Genomic DNA, 21,573 nt, shown 5'->3' with positions numbered 1-21,573 from the left:
TTCAACACTTGTAACAAAGGCTCTATGAAAATTCACTTTCTCCGACATGCTACTTTTTTCCTGGAAACAAATGGTATAAAGATTCTGGTAGATCCGATGTTAAGTCCGAAAGATGCTATGGACCCGGTGGGCAATGCTTCCGATGCATCGCGAATTCCCATGGTTGATCTGCCGTTATCAGAAGACGCCTTACGCGATCAGCTTACCAGCATCAATGCTGTTCTCATTACGCATACGCACCGTGATCATTGGGACACGCGAGCACAGGAGATGATCCCTAAAAATACTCCGCTCATCATTCAACCTTCAGATGAAAAAGACATCCGCGAGCAAGGTTTTACAAATCCTTTACCGGTCACTATAACAACTACTTTTAAAAGATTGAAGATAAACCGAACCGATGGTCAGCATGGCAGCGGTGAGGTCGCGGTAAAGATGGGACATGTCTCCGGATTTGTGATCGAACAAGATCACCATCGCATCTATATAGCAGGAGATACTATATGGTGTACTGAAGTAGCAGACGCTCTGAAGATATATAAGCCTACACATGTTGTTGTCAATGCGGGGGCTGCACAGTTTTTAGAAGGAGGCCCTATTACCATGACAGGTGAAGATGTAGTGAAGGTTTGTGAGACTGTGCCGAAAGCAAAAGTTATAGCAGTACACATGAACACTGTGAATCATTGCCTGTTGAAACGAAAAGATCTGAAAAAACTTTTGGAGTCCAAAAATCTATCGCAGAATTGTCTTATACCAGAAGACGGCGATGTTCTGCAATTCTAGAACATTGACGCTGGCGATACGGTAACATCAATCGAGGTCCCGAGTGCTTTCATAAGCTTTACCTTTTCGGTAAATACATCTTTCATTTTCAATTTTATCTCCGCTTCCATGGTACAACCTGTTGTGAAATTTTGCCCCAGAATTTTCAGGTCAAAATCTTTAACAAGCTTCATTACTTCCGGCGTGGACGCATAATCATATTGAATACGGATACCTTCGGTAACCTCTCTCTCAATGATCACAGCATGACTCAAAGCATCTTCGGCTGCTACACGATACGCATTGATCAATCCACCCACGCCTAATTTTGTTCCTCCAAAATAGCGCACCACTACTACGAGTATATTTGTTAATTCTTTTGAACGAATCTGTCCAAGTATAGGATCGCCTGCCGAATGATTCGGCTCCCCATCATCATTCGCACGAAAGTGTTTTCGTTCAGCCCCCAACATCCAAGCATAGCAATGATGTCGCGCATCGAAATATTCTTTGCGTAAACTTTCAAGTTTCTCCCTGATCTCCGACTCAGAAATTACAGGGTATGCAAAGGCCAGAAATTTACTTCCCTTCTCTTTATAAATACCTTCTGTGGATTGTTGAATGGTTCTATAGGCAAATACCGGCATGTAACACGCTGCTCAAATTGTGCGTCAAAGAAAAGAATAAAAATTTACATGCTTTGATGCAACCTTCCTTTGGCTAAACAAGTCTGTAAAAAGTATTAACCTTAGAAATTATGAAAAAATATATTTTCCTTCTCCTGATCATTCTGCTGGCAAGTGCGTCCATTTTCGCACAGACCAAAGAAACGCGTAATGTTTCCGGATTTACAAAAGTATCATTCCGGGTTCCAGGTAAATTTTATCTGCGCCAGGGTAGCACTATAAAAGTAGAAATTGAAGGTAAAAAAGATTTGTTGGATGAAATTGAAACGAAGTTAGAAGGCAACAAACTGGTGATTGGCAAAGAAGGTAAATGGTCGAACTGGCATTGGGAAGATGATGATAATGTGAATGTATATATTACGATGCCGACTATAGAAGGCTTGAGTGTTGGTGGCTCTGGCGACCTGATCGCAGAGACGCGAATCAAATCACAAGATCTTGACCTGAATGTAAGTGGCTCTGGTTCTATGCGCATTGAAGTTGAAGTAGCGGGTGCGTTGGAAGCAGATGTATCCGGCTCAGGTGATGTTGTAGTAAAAGGTAAATGCAAAAGCTTTAACAGCGATGTAAGTGGATCGGGTAAAGTATCATTGGCTCTTGCTATAGAGAACCTGGCTGACTTTGGTATATCCGGATCAGGTAAAATTGAAGCAAGTGGTTCTGCGAATGCAGTTAAAACTTCCATCAGTGGTTCTGGTAAAGTATTGGCTGCTGAACTTGTGACCAATACATGCGATGTGCGGATCTCTGGTTCTGGTGATGTAGAGATCAATGTGACAGAAGCACTTGACGCGAACATCAGCGGCAGTGGCAGTGTATCGTACAAAGGCGAGCCTAAAAGATTGAACAGTCACTCTTCAGGAAGCGGCAAAGTAAGAAAGATATAACGGATGAGGAAGGTATAGAATATACTGCAGTATATTCACCGAGGACAGCCTGTGCAAACAGGCTGTCCTTTTTTTATACCTTTCACATTTTCCGGACGGCATACTTTTTTCATACCTTCTACCATGGAACATACCTTTACAATCAATTACGAAACAGCCCTTCAACTGCTGATCTCATTTATCATAGGAACCGCCATCGGCCTGGAGCGTGAATATAGAAGTAAAGCTGCAGGGCTGCGCACGATGATCATGATCTGTTTGGGTTCCACCATTTTTACAGAGGTATCTATTTCCATTGGCGTATCTTCTCCAGATCGTATCGCATCCAACATTATTACAGGTATAGGCTTTTTAGGAGCAGGTGTAATTTTCAAAGATAGCCTTACGATTACCGGCATCACTACGGCTACAACAATATGGATCTCTGCTGCGCTCGGTATGGCCGTTGGTGCAGGTGAATACTTTATAGCATTTGCCGGATCGATCGCTGTGTTAATCGTACTGACGGTACTGGAGAAAACTAAACTTGTGATCAGTCGCATTCACCAGGCGCGTACTTATAAAATTACAATTGAACAGGATGAGCCATTCATTAAATCGTTGGAGGCAGAATTGAAAATTCTAAAGGTAAAATGCTCGCAGGAACGCTATATGAAAAGCGAGAATAATTATATCCTGGTATATGAGATGTTTGGCAGCGCCAAGCAATTGGATGCACTTACTATATTTCTAAAAAACAACATGCATGTAAAGGCGTACGAGTATTAAGATCTTTCTCCAGTATCGGAGGTTGCAAATTCTACGCCTTACAGTAGTCTCATCATTACTACTCGATTGAAGCAATCGGCCAGCCTTGGTCGTCCCACTGCATCTGTATAATTTTTAATTTAGGCTTGCCATTATCAGATGCATCATACGCGTGGAATACCAGGTAATCCTTTCCATCCATAGTATATACGGCGTTGTGACCGAGACCGGGCCAGGAAGCATTTCCTTTCAGCAATATAGTACCACCTCCTTCATCCATTCGCATTCCAGCCTTATCAACATATGGTCCTTGTATTTTATCAGAGCGCCCTATAGCAATCTTATAGGTACTGTTCACGCCTTTGCAACAAAAATCAAATGACACAAAGAGATAGTAATAGTTGTTCTTCTTAAAGATGAACGGTGCTTCAACAGCAGCGTCTCCACCTTGTGCATCAGGTGTTTTAAAACTTCGATCACGCTTTGATATAGTATACCATTCTTCAGGACGCGCTATTGCTGTAAGATCTTTATTCAACTTCACCAGTTTTATACCACTCCAGAAAGATCCAAAAGCAAGCCACGGATTTTGTTGATCGTCCAAGATTAGATTCGGATCGATGGCATTCCAGAGGTCTCTGCCCGGCACCGACTCAATCACTTTACCATGATCTGTCCAATGGAAATCTTTATCCTGCGGATCTAACGTTTTATTGGTAGCGACCCCTATACACGATGTGTTTTTTCCAAAGGCAGAAACGGAGTAGTATAGATAATATAGTCCGTTGTAAAAAGATATATCCGGTGCCCAGATATGTCCTTTAAAACCTGGCACTGCCTTCACCGCCCAAGACGGTGGTAAATCGAATACAGCTTTTTCTGGTTTCCAGTGCTGAAGATCAGTAGAAGAAAAAACGGAAATACCCATTCCTGTACAAAACAGGTAATACGTATTTCCGTGTTTGATCATCACAGGATCGTGAACCCGAACATCCTGCGCGTATACCCATGAAGCTGCTATGCTTACCAACAGCAATGTATAGCATACCCGCTTCATTGTATACCTATATTTATAGTGCCTTAACTTTGATAATAGAAACGGAACCTGCAGGAAGAACCGTTTTTATACTTTTACCTTTGAGGCTGATCGCTTGCTCAACAGGTTTTACATTAAACGGATTATCAAGGGTATTAACATCTTCCGCATTTGCACTTCTGATTACGGTTAATGTTCCGGCAGCAGAAGCTTTCTTTACTCCAGGCACTTCGATCACAACACTCTGTTCCTTATCACCGGTATTTACCACTTTAATGATAACGTCTTTCGTATTGTTATCTGCGACAGCAGAAGCATATAGTCCATTCTTACCCGCTATAGTTTCATTGCCGGTTGTAATAGACAGAACATTCGTTCCTTTATTCAGTGAGAATAATTTCTGAACATAATAATTTGGTGTACCGAAAGAACGAAGGTTGTCAAACCAAATGAGATCAGGAGTCCATTGCCAGCCTTCTACATGCGCAAACAGCGGAGCATACGAAGCCATCTGCACAACGTCTGCATTACGCTCCAGGCCAGTCATGAAAGCGGCCTCTGCCAAAGCACTCTCCCAGTTATTTTTATTTTCCGGTTGTACTTTCTTCTCGGTGTGCGCAGCATACTCGCCTGCAAAAATATTCGGACCTTTCCGGTCGTATGTATCATAGCGGCTTGCGTTTTTCAAAAACCATTCAGGCGAGCGGTAATAATGCTCGTCAATGAAGTCAACGTTAAGACTACGCAATATCGGATTCAGGTATTCAAACAACGGACCGTCTGGTGAAGGACCTGCACTCGTTATGATCTTTATACCCGGATACTTTGCTTTGATAGCACTCGCAAATATTTTATACCGCTCTACATATTGCTCACCCCACTGCTCATTACCAACACCCATCATCTTCAAATTGAATGGTGCCGGATGTCCCATGTCTGCGCGAAGCTTGCCCCACTTGGTATCGGTAGATCCATTGGCAAATTCAATCAGGTCAAGAGCATCCTGCAGGTAGGGGTCGAGTTGGTTTAACGGCACTACTTCCGATGTATTGAACTGACATGCCATGCCGCAGTTGATAATCGGAAGTGGATCTGCACCTATATCTTCCGCCAGTTGAAAATATTCAAAGAAGCCCAGGCCAAAAGTCTGGTAATAATCCGGAGCGGAACGATGCTTAAATTCCGTATTCCAACGATTCACGATCAACTCACGATTCTCAACTTGTCCAACCGTTTTTTTCCATTGGTAACGTGTGTCCAGTTCATGTCCCTCTACTATACATCCTCCGGGAAAACGAATGAAGCCGGGCTTGAGGTCTGCTAACAACTGAACAAGATCAGCGCGCAATCCCCCGGGACGATTCTTCCAGGTGTCATTTGGAAACAACGAGATCATGTCGGCATCCAGTGAACCTTTACCTTCAAATGAAATACGCAGTTTACCTTTTGGTTCGGTTGCCGATGCTGTGAAAGAAGCAGTATGCTTTTTCCATTCATTACCGGAAATTGAAATTGTAGTACTGCCTATACTTGCGCCACTTGCATTCAGCAACTCTATTTTCAGTTTTACATTGCCTTCCGTTTTTGCCCAGAGCGAAAAATTATATTGGAGATCTTTTTTGATACCCATTCCTCTGAAGCCTTCATTCGTAAGGCTATATACTCCCGTTGCAGCATTCCATGATATACTGGCATGCCGCGGGTTTGATGGACGTGTTGTGCTGAGATTCTGAATCAGTATCCCTCCCGTTGCGCTACCTTCGCGGGCTTCTTTCCAACCCATTAACGGCTCATAGAATTCAAATGAACGGTTCTTCACCAGCTCAGCATATATACCACCATCTGCAGCGAAGTTTATATCTTCGAAGAAGATTCCCCACATGTTGGGCTGAATGGCAACACCGGGTTTATCAGCTTTCACGGTAAGTACTGTAGACTGGGCAGTGGCAAGCTGACTTAACACTATAGTTGCTGCCAACAGCATCATTACACATCTATATACCTTATATAGTTTCATGATTGCTGATTATTTTAGTTCTAGCACCACCACAGAACAAGCCGGTAATTTTACCGTCAGGTTATTGCCTTTTAACTGAGCGCCTTTGAAAGGAACTGGCTTGATCTTCTCCGGACTTTCAAATGTATTGTGGTCTTGCATAGAAGCAGACGCCAGAATTTTTCCGGTCACTGCGGTAGCTTTTCCATCCAATGTAATCGTGATGTCCTGTGCTTTCTTGGGATCGATGTTTACCAGCGACACATGGATTACACCATTCTTATCTTTCGATGCAGATGCGGATATAGCCGGTAACTTATCAGCACCCAATGTATAGTCTGTGCTTTTCAATTCGAGTGGAAGCAACGTAGCGTCCTGGTGTACATTATACATTTCGAGTACATGGTACGTTGGCGTCAGGATCATTTTTTCTTCATTCGTAAGAATTACTGCCTGCAGTACATTTATAGTCTGCGCCAGGTTTGCCATGCGTACACGTTCACAATGTTTATGGAATATATTCAGTGTTGTTCCAGCGATCATCGCATCACGCATGGTGTTTTGCTGATACAGGAAACCAGGGTTTGTTCCAGGCTCAACGTCATACCACCCACCCCATTCGTCCACTACAAGGGCTACTTGTTTTTTCGGATCATACTTATCCATGATGGCTGTGTGCTTGGTGATCAGCTCATCCATAAACAGCGCAGACTTCAGTGTAGCAAAGTATAGATCTTCTGAGAAATTGGTAGCAGATCCTTTCTTATCCCATTGGATTACAGAGTAATGATGAAGTGCAACACCCGACATCATGTGGTGTGGTATATCACGCATTAATACTTCTGTCCAGTTATAGTCTGAAGAGTTTGCACCGGAAGCAATTTTGAAAAGTTTGTCACCAGCCATAAATGTAGAGTACTGTCTGTAGATATTTGCGTAGTGCTCAGGCTTCATGTTTCCACCGCAGCCCCAGGCTTCATTGCCTACACCCCAGTATTTTACTTTCCATGGATTTGCTCTTCCGTTTTCAGCACGCAGTTTCGACATCGGACTTGTGCCTTGGAAGTTTACGTACTGTACCCAGTCCGTTAATTCTTCCACGGTTCCACTTCCTACATTTGCTGCGAGGTATGGTTCGGTACCAATCAGTTCGCACATGTTTAGAAAATCATGTGTACCAAAACTGTTATCTTCTGTGACGCCACCCCACCATTGGTTTATCATAGTAGGACGTTTATCTTTTGGTCCTATACCCTGTTTCCAATGATAGGTGTCAGCGAAGCAACCGCCTGGCCAACGCAGGTTTGGAATTTTTAATTTCTTCAATGCTGCCACAACATCGTTACGGACACCATTTGTATTTGGAATTTTAGTATTGTTCTCTCCGACATAAAAACCACCGTATACACATTTGCCAAGATGCTCGGCAAAATTTCCATAGATATGTTTACTGATGGTGAGCTGCGGAGTACCAGGCTGCAGGCTAAGCTTTGCTTGTGACTGTCCAAAGCTTTGTGTAAGAGTGAAGAGTAGACACAAACTACACAGTAAGAAATACTTTTTCATTATTGGTTTAAGTTAAATTAAGACGGCTTCTGATTTCATTGATCATGCTGTTGCGAAAACCAATGAAGTATATTTTAGTTATTGCAAATTCATTCATCATCGATACTATATATTGTCTTTATTGGACAACTAAATCGATGCGTAAAACCAGCTCATCTTGACTGACAGTGTTCGCCAATTAGGCTTATAGTTTTTACAAGTATGCCATTCCGAGCAGTTAAATCGTTTACAATAACAGTACAATTTACACTTATTAAATTAAAATGTATCGACAACATTTATTTTTTTAAACCATTTTTTTCAAGAATAAAAAACAGGAATAGAAACCCCGTTCAAAGGAAATTCATTTGAAAAATAAAAAAATCAGCAAAGAGTATATCAGATAAACTTTACACCTTCCTGGTGAAGCTTGCTATATTTATTCTTATCAAAGATATAGTAGAAGGCACCCTTACGGGACGACTCTTTTTCCTTCTCATCAAGTTTGTTCAGTATACCGAGTGATAAGATTTTACGTGTGAAGTTCCGTTTGTCGAGCGGTTCTTCATAGATGGCTTCATATAGGTTCTGAAGAGAGGGCAACGTAAATTTTTCAGGGAGCAATTCAAATCCGATCGGATGATTGGTTACTTTCTGTCGAAGTCTTTCTTTCGCCAGCGTCACCATCTCTTTATGGTCGAAGATCAATTCCGGTATCTTGTTGAGATGAAACCAACGAGCTTCATGTTCAAGTTGTAGTTGTTCACTATAATCTGCAATGTTGATCAATGCAAAATATGCTACAGATATAACGCGGCCCGCAGCATCACGCTTAACATCGCTAAAGCAATGTAACTGCTCCATATATATATTGTGCATACCGGTGAGCTGATGCAACACGCGTGCTGCAGCTTCATCTGTACTTTCATCCTGGCTAACAAAACCTCCCATCAACGACCACTTTCCTATTTCCGGTTCGAAGCCTCGTTTGATCAGCAGTGCTTTCAACTGCTGACCATCGAAGCCGAAAATGATACAGTCTACAGCGACCAGTATGCGATCATGACTCTTGTATTTATTAATATCCATAGATGAGGCGCTAAGTAGCCCGTAATATCCTAAATATTACCAGAACTTAACATATAAAGCTGCCAAAATCATAAGTGTCAGAATGATCAATACCAATGTAGCGGGCTTCACCGCGAACATCTTCCGATCAATATCGAAAGCTTTCGGGTTTACTTTCGGTCCTGCAAAACTCATGACGATCATCACGATCATGGTGAACATGAACGATAACCCCATGCAGATCAGGAACGGTATTTCGTATCCACCTTTTCCATTTGGAAATGCTGTGTAGAAAAATGTCTCATTACCAAAAACAGATGTAGCAAACTGGTTGAAGAAAACAGACAAAGCAAAACCGGTTATGACACCTGCAATTGCAGCTGCACCGGTAGTTCGTTTCCAGAACATGCCGAGAATGAACATGGCAAATACACCTGGGCTAATATACCCTGTATATTTTTGGATGAATGTAAAACCACCTTCACCACCTATACCCAACAGATCTTCCCAGGTAAAGATCAATGCAAGGATCATAGAACCAAATACAGTAAGACGTCCGATCCACACCATGTTCTTTTCATCGGCCGAGGTCTTGAAGTACTTCTTATATATATCGAGCGTGAAGATTGTAGATATACTATTGAGCTTTCCGGCAAGCGATGCAACAATAGCCGCAGTCAACGCTGCAATAGAAAGACCTTTCAGACCGCTCGGAAGAAAACCAAGGATAGCAGAGTACGCGCCATCTTTGCTTCCACCTTCAAGTTGTGGCAAGTGTCCATTTTTATAGAGTACATATGCTGCTATACCTGGCAACATTACGATGATTGGCATCATCAGCTTGATCAAGCCTGCAAACAAAATACCGGTGCGGGCTGTTTGAAGATCTGCTCCCAATGCACGTTGAGTTATATACTGATTGCATCCCCAGTAATTCAGGTTTACAATCCACTGACCTGCAAAGTACATGGCAATGCCCGGCAGTACTAAATATTTATCAATATATGCCTGTGGTGCGTCAGCATCAGGCTTGGCAAGAATCATGTGAAAATGATCCGGAGCATCTTTCATCAATATTTTAAAACCTTCTACCGCGCTGGAGCCCATACCGAATTTTTCACTGACGATTGTCAACGCTAAATATATAGTTGCCAGTCCGCCAATGATTAGCACGCCTACCTGGATTACATCGGTATAACCAATCACCTTCATACCACCGAGTGTAATCACCAACGCGAATAGCGCCAGTCCTATCATGAGTATATGTAAAGACTCCCCGCCTACTAGTCCATTGATGGCAACAGCACCTAAATATAAAATTGAAGTAAGATTAACGAAGATGTACAGGAACAACCAGAACACCGCCATGATCAACGCTACTGTTTCATTGTAGCGTGTTTTCAAAAACTGCGGCATGGTATAGATCTTATTCTTCAAATAAATCGGAATGAACCAGATCGCTATAATGATCAGGGCTACAGCAGCAATCCATTCGTAGGCCGCCACAGCAATCCCCACAAAATAACCTTCACCGCTCATACCGATAAACTGTTCGGCCGAAATATTTGAAGCGATCAGCGAAGCACCAATAGCCCACCAGGTGAGTGATCCTTCTGCGAGAAAAAAATCTTTTGTATCGGTAACCTCTTTCTTCTTCCGTTGGTATACCCAATATCCATAGCCCGATACAATAACGAAGTAAATTATAAATACCAGGTAATCAGCAAAAACAAGATTTTGATTCATAAGATATAGATATAGGTTTTGGAGTTTAAGGTTACGGCTTACTATTGCTCGCTATTGATTACAAAAATTCAATAGCGAGCAATCAGCAATTATTTATAGTATACTTCGTTCCAGCGCAGTTCGTTCTTGAACTGGTATAGATTGGTTTCTTTACCGATGAGCACATATTCTATTCCTGCCATCTCAGCGAAATCCTGTAAATGTTCGGAAGTCAGATTCTGACTATAGCACGTATGGTGAGCGCCTCCGGCTAGAATCCACGCGGCACAACCGGTGAGCATATCCGGATATGGTTTCCAGAGTACACGTGCTACCGGAAGCTTTGGCAGATCGTGCAACGGTGCAACAGCCTCTACTTCATTTACCAGTAACCTGAAACGATTTCCCATATCAACAACGGAAGCGTTTAGGGCTGCACCCGGTGCGCTATTAAATACCAATCGTACAGGATCAGCTTTTCCTCCTATACCCAATGGATGAATCTCGCACGATGCTTTACCATCTGCAATCGACTCACAAATTTCCAGCATGTGTGCTCCCAATACCATTTGATTCGATGGATCGAAATGATACGTATAGTCTTCCATAAATGAATTACCACCTTTCAATCCGCTTCCCATCACTTTCATAGCGCGAACCAAAGCCGCTGTCTTCCAATCGCCTTCTGCACCGAAGCCGTAGCCATCGGCCATCAGACGTTGTACTGCTATACCGGGAAGTTGCACGAGTCCATGAAGGTCTTCGAATGTATCGGTAAAGCCCTTAAAATTTCCTTCTTCTAAAAATGTACGCAGACCAAGTTCAATCTTTGCTGCTTCACGCAATGCCTGATGCTTGTCGCCACCTTTACGCAAGGATGCTCCTATAGTATATCTCTGCTCGTATTCACTGGTGAGTTTGTCGATGGCATTGTCAGATATAGCGTTGATCACTTTTACGAGGTCGCCCATACCAAAACCGTTGACGGAGTAACCGAATTTGATTTCGGCTTCAACTTTATCGCCTTCTGTAACGGCCACCTGGCGCATGTTATCTCCGAAGCGACAAAACTTAGCGCCTTGCCAATCGTGCCATCCGCTGGCTGCGCGAAGCCATGCATTTAACTTTGCCTGTACACCTTTATCCTGCCAATGTCCTACAACGACTTTACGCTCCAACCGCATACGCGACATAATGAAACCGAATTCACGGTCACCGTGCGCACTTTGATTGAGGTTCATGAAATCCATGTCTATATCTTTCCAAGGTATATCACGGTTGAACTGTGTGTGCAAATGAAGCAGTGGTTTCTGCAATACTTTAAGTCCGCCAATCCACATTTTAGCAGGCGAGAATGTATGCATCCATGCGATGATACCGATGCAATTTTTTGCTGTATTTACTTCCTGACAGAGTTGGTATATTTCTTCCGGTGATTTCAATACCGGCTTGAAGATTACTTTCACAGCTATATCTGGTGAAGCATCCAGTTCGCGGGCAATCTGCTGCGAGTGTTCTGCTACTTTCTTCAGGGTCTCCTCACCATACAAATGCTGGCTACCGGTAACAAACCACACTTCCAATTTTTTCAGATCAGTCATCGATGTATTGTTTATTCTTTTAAAGTATATACTATTTTGAAATGATATCTATATCGGTGATGGTGACCGGGAACCAAATCGCCATTTCACCTTTACCGCGATGTGCCCAGGCATAGTATGGAATCGCAGTGAAGTTTTGCTTTGTAGTTGATACCGCGTTATGTTGCGTATCAACTTTTATAGCAGTCGCCTCACCCTTCAATACGGTAACGCCATTCAGCAGATCAGCTTTATACTCGGTTGTAAAAGATGTCCCAGCAGGGATAATGAGGTTGCTGGTCTTTCCGTTGTTATCAGGCCACTCTGCGCAGTATACTATAGGGCCGCGTTGTAACGCGATCTTCCCAATATCATTTTTAACATTTTTATTGGCGACAATCTTTCTGACATCCATCGGCAGATTTACTTCTACTACATCACCTTTCTTCCATTTCTTATTCAATACAGCGTAACCGTTTTGCACTGTGTAATTTTCAGGTTTCCCGTTGACGGTGATTACTACTTTTTTATCAGAAGCATCTGCGAAAGTATATAGATCGGAGGGCATGGCCTGGTTCTGCGACCATCCCGGAAGGCGCACAAGTAAATTAAATGCCTGCGCTGTTTTGGGCGCTATGGCGAACGTCAGTTTTCCATCCCATGGGTAATTGTTCTTCTGCTCAATCTGTACAGGTTTGTTATTCACCGTAATAGAGGACGTACCGCTGATGAACAGATTCACATATACATCGCTACCTTTCTGCGCGTATATATAGCCTGGCACGGAGGGAATTAGCCGGGTAACGTTTGTAGGACAGCAGGAACATGGGAACCAGCCTGAACGTTGTGCTTCCATATCTTTATGCAGGAAGCTATTCTTGATTTCCATTGCATTGGTATAGAAAAACGATTTACCATCCATGCCTACGCCCGAGATCAATCCGTTGTATAAAGATTTTTCGAGTATATCTATATACTTGGCATCACCGTGTAACAGGAACATCCGGTGGTTCCAATATACATTGGCAATCGCGGCACAGGTTTCATTGTATGCCGTTGCATTCGGCAATTCGTAGTTTTCACCGAAACGTTCGCCATCACCAATCGCGCCAACGCCTCCTTGTATATAGATCTTCTTGGTAACAACGTTGTTCCAGATAGAATCGATAGCATTCAGAAAAGCTTTATCATCGGTTAAGGCTGCTATATCTGCCATGGCGGCATATAAATATCCAGCGCGGACGGCGTGTCCTGTAGCTTCCATTTGTTCCGTAACAGGTTTATGATCCTGCCAGTAGGCTCCGCTTTTCCAGGGATCTTTACTCTTGGGATCGTAGCCAGTATAATGGCCTCGCTCCTCAATGAAATACTTTGCCGTTTGCAAGTATTCTTTTTTACCCGTGATGCGGTATAGCTTTACCAATCCCATTTCTACAACCTGGTGGCCAGGCGCAACATGCATTTTATCAGGGCCGAATACTGAACATATGAGGTCTGCATTGCGCAATGCTATATCCAGCAGATTGCGTTTACCAGTAGCCTGGTAATGCGCGGCTGCAGCTTCAAAGAGGTGGCCTGAATTATAAAGTTCATGACTGAGTTCACGTTCTTTCACCCATCGCTCTGGACCAGCCCAATGATGAGGCTCTTTTGGATTGATGGTACGTGCCGTATATAAATACCCGTCTGGTTCCTGCGCAGCCAGGATCTTGGTGATGAGTGTGTCAATATATAGCTCCAGGTTCTTATCGGGATATAGCGACAATGAAAAAGAAGCACCTTCAATGGTCTTGTATATATCGGTGTCGTCAAATGGAAAAATGGTGCAGAACTTTCCACTCTTGGCAGCGGCCATTTCAAAATTCTTTACCCGGCCGGTACTTTCACAGCGCTCGAACGATGCTGGTATGGTTACCGTATGGTTTGTTTTGATTCGTGGCAACCAGAAGTTGTCAGTCAATTTCACATTCGTGAAAGGAACAGCCTGAATCGGGTAGTCACGATGCTGTGACCACGCGGTTAGTGCCACTAAAAAGAGTATACCTAAAAGTAGGGACTTCATATATTTTTCTGACAGGGTGTAGTATATATAATTGTTAGCTCTGACCGTAATATGAGTCAGGGCCATGCTTGCGTTCGAAATGTTTTTTTATCAGTGCGTCCTTGAGGCGTGGTGCTTTCGGGTTAATCTGTTCGGTGAGCAACGCCATGTGTGCTACGGATTCCAGTACAGCGCTGTTATATACTGCTTTCTCAGGAGTTTTTCCCCAGGTAAAAGGCGCGTGATTGCCGACCAGTATCATTTCTATTTCTTCATAACTTAAAGAACGCTCCTGGAGACAATTCATGATCTGAAAACCAGTTTCATATTCATAGTCTCCCTGGATCATTTTGTCACTCATAGGAGGTGCACACGGTATATCTACAGTGTTGTGATCTGCGTGTGTTGTTCCAAATATAGGTATATCGCGTTGGGACTGTGCCCAGGATGTTGCATAGGTGGAATGTGTATGTACTATACCGCCTATCTTTTCCCAATGCTTATAGAGCACAGCATGTGTCTTTGTATCGGAAGACGGACGAAGTTTACCTTCCACGGTTTTTCCATCGAAGTCCACAATCACCATTTTCTCAGGAGACAATTCTTCATAGGGAACACCACTCGGCTTGATTGCAAAAACACCTTCGGCACGATCCGCAGCACTTACGTTTCCAAATGTAAAAATCACCAACCCGAGTTTGGGCAGTTGCATGTTGGCATTGTAAGCGGATTGTTTGATTGATTCGTATTTACTCATTCGTTATTTAAAAATTGGGGGAATAGGCATTTGCATGAAGCGTTGGCAATCAGGCATTGGTATACGTTGGTGCTGCAGACGGTTCTTTTTCAAGTTTGTCGCCTGTCTCCAGATATTGTTTATAGCGTTTGATATATATAGCAGCAGCGTTTGGATTGGGTTTATACTCTGCATCGAAACCCTGTCCCATGGTATTCATCGCTTCTTCTACGGTTGGATATAGTCCTGCAGCGGTTGCTGCAAACATCGCGGCTCCTGCTGCGCAGGTTTGTTCTGATTTATGAATGCGTATCGGCATGTTCATAACATCTGCCATGACTTGCATGATATAGGGAGATTTTTTTGCAACGCCCCCAAGTCCGATCAATCCTTTTACCGGAACACCTTCATTGTTAAAACGATCTACGATGGCTTTGGCACCAAAGCATGTAGCTTCTACCCAGGCTTTGAAAAGCCGCGGTGCATCGGTTCCTAAACTTAATCCGGTGATAGCACCTTTCAGTTCCTGGTTTGCATCTGGAGTCCTTCTTCCATTCAACCAATCTATAGCGAGTTCGCTATTCACATCCAACGGAAGGGCTGCTGCCTGACGTGTCAACTCGGGAACAATCTTATCAAGCAATTCAGCTTTAAGCTTCTCTGCTATTTCGGGAGTGACAACGGAAGATGATTTCAATAAAGTCTCAAGTGGCCATGCGAGCAGATTTTTGAACCACGCATATGTGTCGCCAAAAGCAGATTGTCCTGCTTCAAGACCAATCATACCGGGAATGATCGAACCGTTTACCTGTCCGCATATACCACGCACAAGTTTACCTTCCATATCTTTTATAGGTACTACCATCATATCGCATGTAGAAGTGCCCATAACTTTGCTAAGATGATAGGGTTCAATCTGGCCGCCAACGGCCCCCATGTGACAATCGAAAGCTCCTATACCTATAACTACATCTGTTGAAAGTCCTAAGCGCTCTGCCCATTCTTTACTCAGTGTACCAGCAGGTTTATCCGATGTATATGTATCTGTAAATAATTGTGACGTAAATCCCTTTAACAACGGATCGAGTGAACTAAAGAATTCGTCAGGTGGTAAACCATTGAAGTCAGCAGACCACAAAGCTTTATGACCGGCAGAACATACACCACGCTTTAATTTGCGCGCATCATTACCACCGGTGAGTAAATATGGAATCCAGTCGCAATGCTCTACCCAGGAGTAGCAAGCTTTTCGCACAGCTTCATCTTCGCGAAGTACATGCAGAAGCTTTGCCCAAAACCATTCGGATGAATATATACCTCCAACGAATTGTAAATAATTTACATCAAACTTTTCAGCATGTTCATTGATCTCTGCAGCTTCTTTGGTGGATGTATGATCCTTCCAAAGTACAAACATCGCGTTGGGATTATTTTCAAAACCCGGAGTGAGCGCGAGTGGTGTTCCTGTTTTATCTACGGCTACCGGAGTTGAACCGGTAGTGTCCACCGCGATTGCTTTGATGTTACTTCGCACCGAAGCCCCGGCTTGTTGCAGGCATTGCTGAATGGTGAGTTCAAGTCCTTCAACATAATCTTTCGGATGTTGACGAAATTGATTTTTAGATGGATTACAAAATAATCCATCGCGCCATCGTGGATAATAAAAAACGGAAGATGCTACCTCCGCTCCCGATGCTGCCTCTACTATAATGGAGCGAACGGAATCCGTTCCATAATCCACTCCAATAACATATCCTTTAACCATAGTCTTCGATAATCAATCGTTTGAAACGCTGGCTAAGATACAATAAATTTTATAAGTGTATAATCAACATTTACAAATATTTTAAAAAAATTACCCGATGTTTTCCTGATGCCTTAAAAACGCATTTTTAAACGCTCCAGGAAATTATCGGGCCGGTTGACTATATGTAAAAGTCATATTAAAAAAGACGACTCTTATTAGAAATTGACAGAGCGCATTTTACTTTTAAGCATTACGATATAAGCTCCTTCAACAAAGGATTTTTATAATCCTTGGTATATAGCATGATATTCGAGTAGCGCTTAAATTCTTCGGTAGTATGCATGGTAGTGAGTACTACGCTTTGCATGCCTGCAGTCTCTGCGGCTTCCACTCCTTTCGGTGCATCTTCAAAAACAATACATGAATCTGGTGCTACACCTAATAATTCGGCAGCCTTTAAAAATACTTCGGGATGCGGTTTACTTTGCAACACATCGTGCGCACTGACAATCACTTTAAAGTAATGACGAATGTTAAGATTGTCCAACACGAAGTCTATATTATAAGGTATAGCAGCAGAGCCAATCGCCAATCGTATACCTGCCTGGTGTGCATCTTCTAAAAAATCAAATAGGCCTGGTAGCAGATCAAGGTGAGGTTTATAGATCTCCTGATATTTTTCTTCCTTCCGTTGCGAGATTGCAGTTACTTCTTCCGCAGTGAAATGGCCCTCTCCGAATACACGCGCCAACAGCTCGTCATTCTTGCCATACATATTACTGCGCGTTTCTTCTATGGTAAGTTTTGCTCCCAGATCGCTTGTCAATACTTCATGCCAGATCTTCAAATGAAAATGCATGTCGTCAATCATGGTGCCGTTGAGGTCGAATATAAACGCTTTAGTACTCATGCTTAGAGATTTTTTGTAAGCACAATATTAAGCACTAATCAGTAGAACCAATACAAGATTGTGACATTCGTAATGATACTTCGATTAGTAGTATCCTATAGCAACCTGTATCCGTTTGCAAGCTGCGTATACTCTTCTATCTGTTCGCGCTGCCACGCTTCGTCATACCCGAGTGAATCTGCTAACAATCGAGCAACGGTGGGCGCCATTTCAATACTTGCAGCGGCATCCAGAAAAAGTCCACGGGTTCTACGCGCCAATACATCTTCCACGGTTCGTGCCATCTCTGCTTTCGCTGCCCACACTACTTCAGCATGTATAGTATTTAAAGCAGGATTAATTTTTTCTGCTAGCGCAGGACGTTCACGAATAAGATCTTCAATATATTTTTTGTCACTGCCATAGAAATATAGCGGGTCAATCGGGTTTATATAGTCCGTTGCGCCATGAATCCGAAGTTGTTTTGTGATCGAGCTATGTTCAGGCAAACTGCCAACGATAATGGCTCTGTCAATGGTGTCCTCTCCCATCTTTCGATAGGTTGTCCACTTGCCTCCTATAACTGTGATTAATCCGGAGAGCGATACGAGGATTTTATGACTACGTGAAATTTCTTTTGTTGCCTTGCCGTTCGCAGATGCAGTAAGCGGACGTAGTCCGGCAAATATACTCTTCACATCACTGCGTACAGGTTTACGGGTCAGGTATAAACTTGCTGTATTCAAAATGAAATCAATCTCCTCTTTCAAAGCACGCGGCTCCAGGCTTTCGTTTTCCACCAGCGTATCCGTTGTGCCCACCACCACTTTATCGTGCCACGGTACTGCGAACAACACACGTCCATCCGAAGTTTTAGGAATCATAATCGCTGCATCGCCTTGTAAGAATTCACGATCCAGTACAATATGTACACCCTGGCTTGGCACAATCGATTTGCTCGCCTGCGGATCATCCATGCGAAGAATGGCATCGGCAAACACTCCGGTACAATTGATCACCGATTTTGCATATATAGTATGTGCCACCCTGCTCTCCATATCAATAGCGGTGGCTCCTATAACAAAATCCTTTGCATCTTTCAACAACGAAGTAACCTTCATGTAGTTGATCACAACACCACCCTGGTTCACTGCTGTCTGTGCGAGGTTAATGGCGAGCCTTGCATCATCAAACTGTCCATCATAGTATATAACACCGCCACGCAATCCATCTTCCTTCAGATTCGCGATGGCTTCCATCGTTTCTTCTTTGGAGATGTGCTCGGAAGTGCCCAAGCCCAGTGAGCCGGACATCATATCATATACCTTCATGCCAATGGTATAGAACGGACCATTCCACCATTCGTAATTTGGAATAATAAACTGTTGGTTGCGTACCAGGTGTGGCGCATTCTGCCGAAGCAGTCCGCGTTCATGCAGGGCTTCCAGTACAAGACCTATATCACCTTGCTGCAAATAGCGAACACCACCATGAATCAATTTTGTGCTACGACTCGATGTTCCTTTTGCAAAATCGTGCTGCTCTACCAGCAACGTTTTTAAACCACGCGAAGCTGCTTCCACGGCAGCCCCTAATCCTGTGGCGCCACCGCCAATGATCAAAACATCCCAGGGGATACTTCCTTGCTCTTGAAGCGCTTCGATCATCGAGGGTCTGTTCATGCGTTGCTGTTTATATACCTGAAATTATTACTCTTCATTTGCCCAGCCCTTCGAACGCTCTACGGCACGTTGCCAAGTTCGATATTGCTTTTGTTGTTTTTCTCTCCCTATACCAGGAGTAAAACGTTTATCCTCCTGCCAATATTTTTGTATCTCATTCACGTTGTTCCAATATCCCACGGCAAGGCCTGCGAGGTATGCAGCACCCAACGCCGTAGTCTCTGTTATCTTGGGTCGTACAACAATTCTATCCATAACATCGGCTTGCAATTGCATGAGCATGTTGTTTACGGATGCGCCTCCATCCACACGAAGTTCTTTGAACTGAATGCCGGTCTCTTCCAATATACAATCCGTTATACTCTTCACATCAAACGTTATAGCATCCAAGGCAGCTCTGCTTATGTGCGCTTTGGTTGTGCCTCGCGTAAGTCCTATCATCATACCACGGGCATACGGATCCCAATGCGGTGCACCTAAACCTGAGAGTGCCGGTACAAGATATACTCCATCTGAATCTTCTACACGTTGTGCGAGCTTTTCAACCTCTGCCGAAGAGGTAAACAACCCAAGCCCATCGCGAAGCCACTGAATGATAGCACCTCCTATAAATATAGAACCCTCTACCGCATATATAGTTTCATTGCCGATCTTCCAGCCGATGGTCGTCAGTAAATCTTTCGTCATCACTGGTTTTGTGCCAATGTTGGCGACTATAAAACATCCGGTGCCGTACGTATTTTTTATCATACCGGGCTCGAAGCAAGCTTGTCCGAATAGAGCCGCCTGCTGATCGCCCGCTATACCTGCGATGGGAACTTTGCTTGCGAAAAGCGTTGTGCCTGTCTCTCCATATACTTCACTGCAGGAGCGAACTTCCGGCAACATATTTTCCGGAATGTTAAAGATCTTTAATAATTCTTTGTCCCACGACAGTGTATGTATATTAAAGATCATCGTGCGGCTGGCATTCGTTACATCCGTAACATGTACTTTACCATTTGTTAACTTCCAGGTAAGCCAGGTGTCTACGGTGCCAAAAGCAAGTTTGCCTTGCTCTGCTTTTGTGCGTGCACCCTCTACGTTGTCCAAGATCCATTTAATCTTTGAAGCAGAAAAGTAAGCATCGATGAACAAACCTGTTTTTTGTTTGATGGTTTCTGCAAGGCCTTGAGCTTTGAGTTCATCACAGTAAGATGAGGTTCTGCGGTCTTGCCACACGATGGCATTATATACCGGCTGGCTTGTTTCCCGATCCCACACCAGTGTTGTTTCGCGTTGGTTGGTAATACCAATGGCAGAAAGATATTTTCCGTTGATGCCGATCTTGGAAATTGCTTCTGCAGCAACACCGGCTTGTGACGCCCATATATCATTCGGATCATGCTCTACCCAACCGGGCTTAGGAAATATCTGTTGAAATTCTTTTTGCGCCACGGATTGAATAGTGCCTTCCTGATCGAAGACAATCGCGCGTGAACTGGTGGTACCCTGATCGAGTGCAAGAATATATTTTTTCATTATACGGAACGTATACCACTCGCTGTATACTCTGATAGCCATCAGCGCGCGGGTATCTTTGTTAAGTGGTTGTAGTAATTAAAGAAATATTAAAGCTTCCCTAATTTAAACACATTTCCGGTTTTTGCATTAAAAGTTTTGATGAGTGAATACGAGGTTCTTGAATCCTTATCCACGAAGGCGTTGGGGAAGCACGAAATTACACGAGGAGATTGACCGCATCAATTGGCATATTCATCTCATTATTTTTGATCTCCCGAATTTTAATATATAGATACAAAATGTACATATAAAAAACTACAGTAAGATTACGGATTCGGGTCTCTGCGTTTATTTATCTCCTGACAGGGAAAAATACGGATGCCTCTTGTTCATGGTAAGATATACTTTTGAATTCTTTTTTTTCAAACAGTATATATCAATGACTACAAGACTTTTTACGATCGAAGGTGCATCGCTCGATTTTGATGCTTCCGTTCCATGTATTCTTTCAACTTTTACGGGCTTTATACTATCAAAAGATTTTCGTGCGTTGTGCGAAGAAGGGCTTATACAGATTAAAGCGAACGTTGCAGAGCATGGTAAGATAGCCTGGATAACCGACCTGACAAAATCAGAAATTTTTAACGATGATGATGTGAAATGGGTCAGCGAGTATTGGAATCCAAACGCACACGAGAACGGTATCCTATACTATGCATTGGTATTACCACAGAGCACCTTTACTGCTATAAATCTTGAAGAATATATGGAGGCACATAAACAGAGTAAAGATCCCCTGGTGATTAATTTGTTCCCTGATGTAGAGGCGGCAGTGGAGTGGTGCAAAGCGATGTTGGAACGTTAGTCGTTGTGGTTAATCCTGAAAATCCAAATGCACGAGACCTCAAGACACCATCAAGGGTCACCAAGTTTTACCAGA

At 43.2% G+C, this 21,573-nt stretch carries 17 protein-coding genes; 4 read left to right on the top strand and 13 right to left on the bottom strand.

The window, feature by feature from the left end:
- The first annotated feature begins 24 nt into the window (after nt 1–24).
- Nucleotides 25–786 carry an MBL fold metallo-hydrolase gene (locus B5Y40_RS02885; protein ID WP_079685197.1) on the top strand — a complete coding sequence of 254 codons (762 nt, stop codon included), beginning with the start codon at nt 25–27 and terminating at the stop codon, nt 784–786.
- Here the strand turns inward: B5Y40_RS02885 and B5Y40_RS02880 are convergent.
- Entirely contained in the window at nt 783–1,412 is a 630-nt protein-coding gene (locus B5Y40_RS02880; protein WP_079685196.1) for an IMPACT family protein, read from the bottom strand. The genes B5Y40_RS02885 and B5Y40_RS02880 overlap by 4 nt on opposite strands.
- Nucleotides 1,413–1,522: 110 nt before the next feature.
- Here B5Y40_RS02880 and B5Y40_RS02875 point away from each other — a divergent pair, with 110 nt between their 5' ends.
- Nucleotides 1,523–2,338 (top strand): head GIN domain-containing protein, encoded by an 816-nt coding sequence (locus tag B5Y40_RS02875; RefSeq protein ID WP_079685195.1) that lies wholly within the window; start codon nt 1,523–1,525, stop codon nt 2,336–2,338.
- Nucleotides 2,339–2,461: 123 nt separating this feature from the next.
- Nucleotides 2,462–3,106, top strand: a complete 645-nt coding sequence (locus B5Y40_RS02870) for an MgtC/SapB family protein (protein ID WP_143785577.1) — start codon at nt 2,462–2,464, stop codon at nt 3,104–3,106.
- A 58-nt stretch (nt 3,107–3,164) separates the two neighbouring features.
- Here B5Y40_RS02870 and B5Y40_RS02865 read toward each other — a convergent pair whose 3' ends face one another.
- From B5Y40_RS02865 to glpK, 12 genes are all read right to left on the bottom strand, one after another.
- Nucleotides 3,165–4,142: an arabinan endo-1,5-alpha-L-arabinosidase gene (locus tag B5Y40_RS02865; protein ID WP_079685194.1), complete on the bottom strand. Its 978-nt coding sequence runs from the start codon at nt 4,140–4,142 to the stop codon at nt 3,165–3,167.
- A gap of 13 nt (nt 4,143–4,155) precedes the next feature.
- Nucleotides 4,156–6,138 carry an alpha-L-arabinofuranosidase C-terminal domain-containing protein gene (locus B5Y40_RS02860; protein WP_245840461.1) on the bottom strand — a complete coding sequence of 661 codons (1,983 nt, stop codon included), beginning with the start codon at nt 6,136–6,138 and terminating at the stop codon, nt 4,156–4,158.
- Between the two features lie 9 nt (nt 6,139–6,147).
- Nucleotides 6,148–7,683, bottom strand: a complete 1,536-nt coding sequence (locus B5Y40_RS02855) for an alpha-N-arabinofuranosidase (RefSeq protein WP_079685193.1) — start codon at nt 7,681–7,683, stop codon at nt 6,148–6,150.
- Nucleotides 7,684–8,061: 378 nt separating this feature from the next.
- Nucleotides 8,062–8,751, bottom strand: coding sequence for an NUDIX hydrolase (locus B5Y40_RS02850; RefSeq protein ID WP_079685192.1), 690 nt, complete (start codon nt 8,749–8,751; stop codon nt 8,062–8,064).
- A gap of 36 nt (nt 8,752–8,787) precedes the next feature.
- Nucleotides 8,788–10,476 carry a sodium:solute symporter family transporter gene (locus B5Y40_RS02845; protein ID WP_079685191.1) on the bottom strand — a complete coding sequence of 563 codons (1,689 nt, stop codon included), beginning with the start codon at nt 10,474–10,476 and terminating at the stop codon, nt 8,788–8,790.
- Nucleotides 10,477–10,565: 89 nt separating this feature from the next.
- Complete coding sequence (araA, locus tag B5Y40_RS02840) at nt 10,566–12,056, bottom strand: L-arabinose isomerase (protein ID WP_079685190.1); 1,491 nt, start codon at nt 12,054–12,056, stop codon at nt 10,566–10,568.
- Between the two features lie 31 nt (nt 12,057–12,087).
- The gene (locus B5Y40_RS02835) at nt 12,088–14,097 is read right to left on the bottom strand and encodes a glycoside hydrolase family 127 protein (RefSeq protein WP_079685189.1); all 2,010 of its coding nucleotides are present in this window, start codon (nt 14,095–14,097) and stop codon (nt 12,088–12,090) included.
- Nucleotides 14,098–14,131: 34 nt separating this feature from the next.
- Nucleotides 14,132–14,833, bottom strand: coding sequence for an L-ribulose-5-phosphate 4-epimerase (locus B5Y40_RS02830; protein ID WP_079685188.1), 702 nt, complete (start codon nt 14,831–14,833; stop codon nt 14,132–14,134).
- 49 nt (nt 14,834–14,882) lie between these two features.
- A complete protein-coding gene (locus B5Y40_RS02825) occupies nt 14,883–16,577 on the bottom strand; it encodes a ribulokinase (RefSeq protein WP_079685187.1) in 1,695 nt (564 codons plus the stop codon).
- 232 nt (nt 16,578–16,809) lie between these two features.
- The gene (locus B5Y40_RS02820; RefSeq protein ID WP_079685186.1) at nt 16,810–17,469 is read right to left on the bottom strand and encodes an HAD family hydrolase; all 660 of its coding nucleotides are present in this window, start codon (nt 17,467–17,469) and stop codon (nt 16,810–16,812) included.
- 95 nt (nt 17,470–17,564) lie between these two features.
- Nucleotides 17,565–19,130: a glycerol-3-phosphate dehydrogenase/oxidase gene (locus B5Y40_RS02815; protein ID WP_079685185.1), complete on the bottom strand. Its 1,566-nt coding sequence runs from the start codon at nt 19,128–19,130 to the stop codon at nt 17,565–17,567.
- Nucleotides 19,131–19,157: 27 nt separating this feature from the next.
- A complete protein-coding gene (glpK, locus tag B5Y40_RS02810) occupies nt 19,158–20,651 on the bottom strand; it encodes a glycerol kinase GlpK (RefSeq protein WP_079687061.1) in 1,494 nt (497 codons plus the stop codon).
- Nucleotides 20,652–21,072: 421 nt separating this feature from the next.
- Between glpK and B5Y40_RS02805 the strand changes: the two genes are divergently transcribed.
- Nucleotides 21,073–21,498 (top strand): hypothetical protein, encoded by a 426-nt coding sequence (locus tag B5Y40_RS02805; protein ID WP_079685184.1) that lies wholly within the window; start codon nt 21,073–21,075, stop codon nt 21,496–21,498.
- The last annotated feature ends 75 nt before the right edge of the window (nt 21,499–21,573 follow it).

Origin of the sequence: Ohtaekwangia koreensis, from assembly GCF_900167975.1 — a bacterium.
GTDB classification, from domain to species: Bacteria; Bacteroidota; Bacteroidia; order Cytophagales; family Cyclobacteriaceae; genus Ohtaekwangia; species Ohtaekwangia koreensis.
The sequence above is the reverse complement of the archived record's forward strand: the minus strand, read 5'-3'. Positions and strand labels throughout refer to the sequence as shown.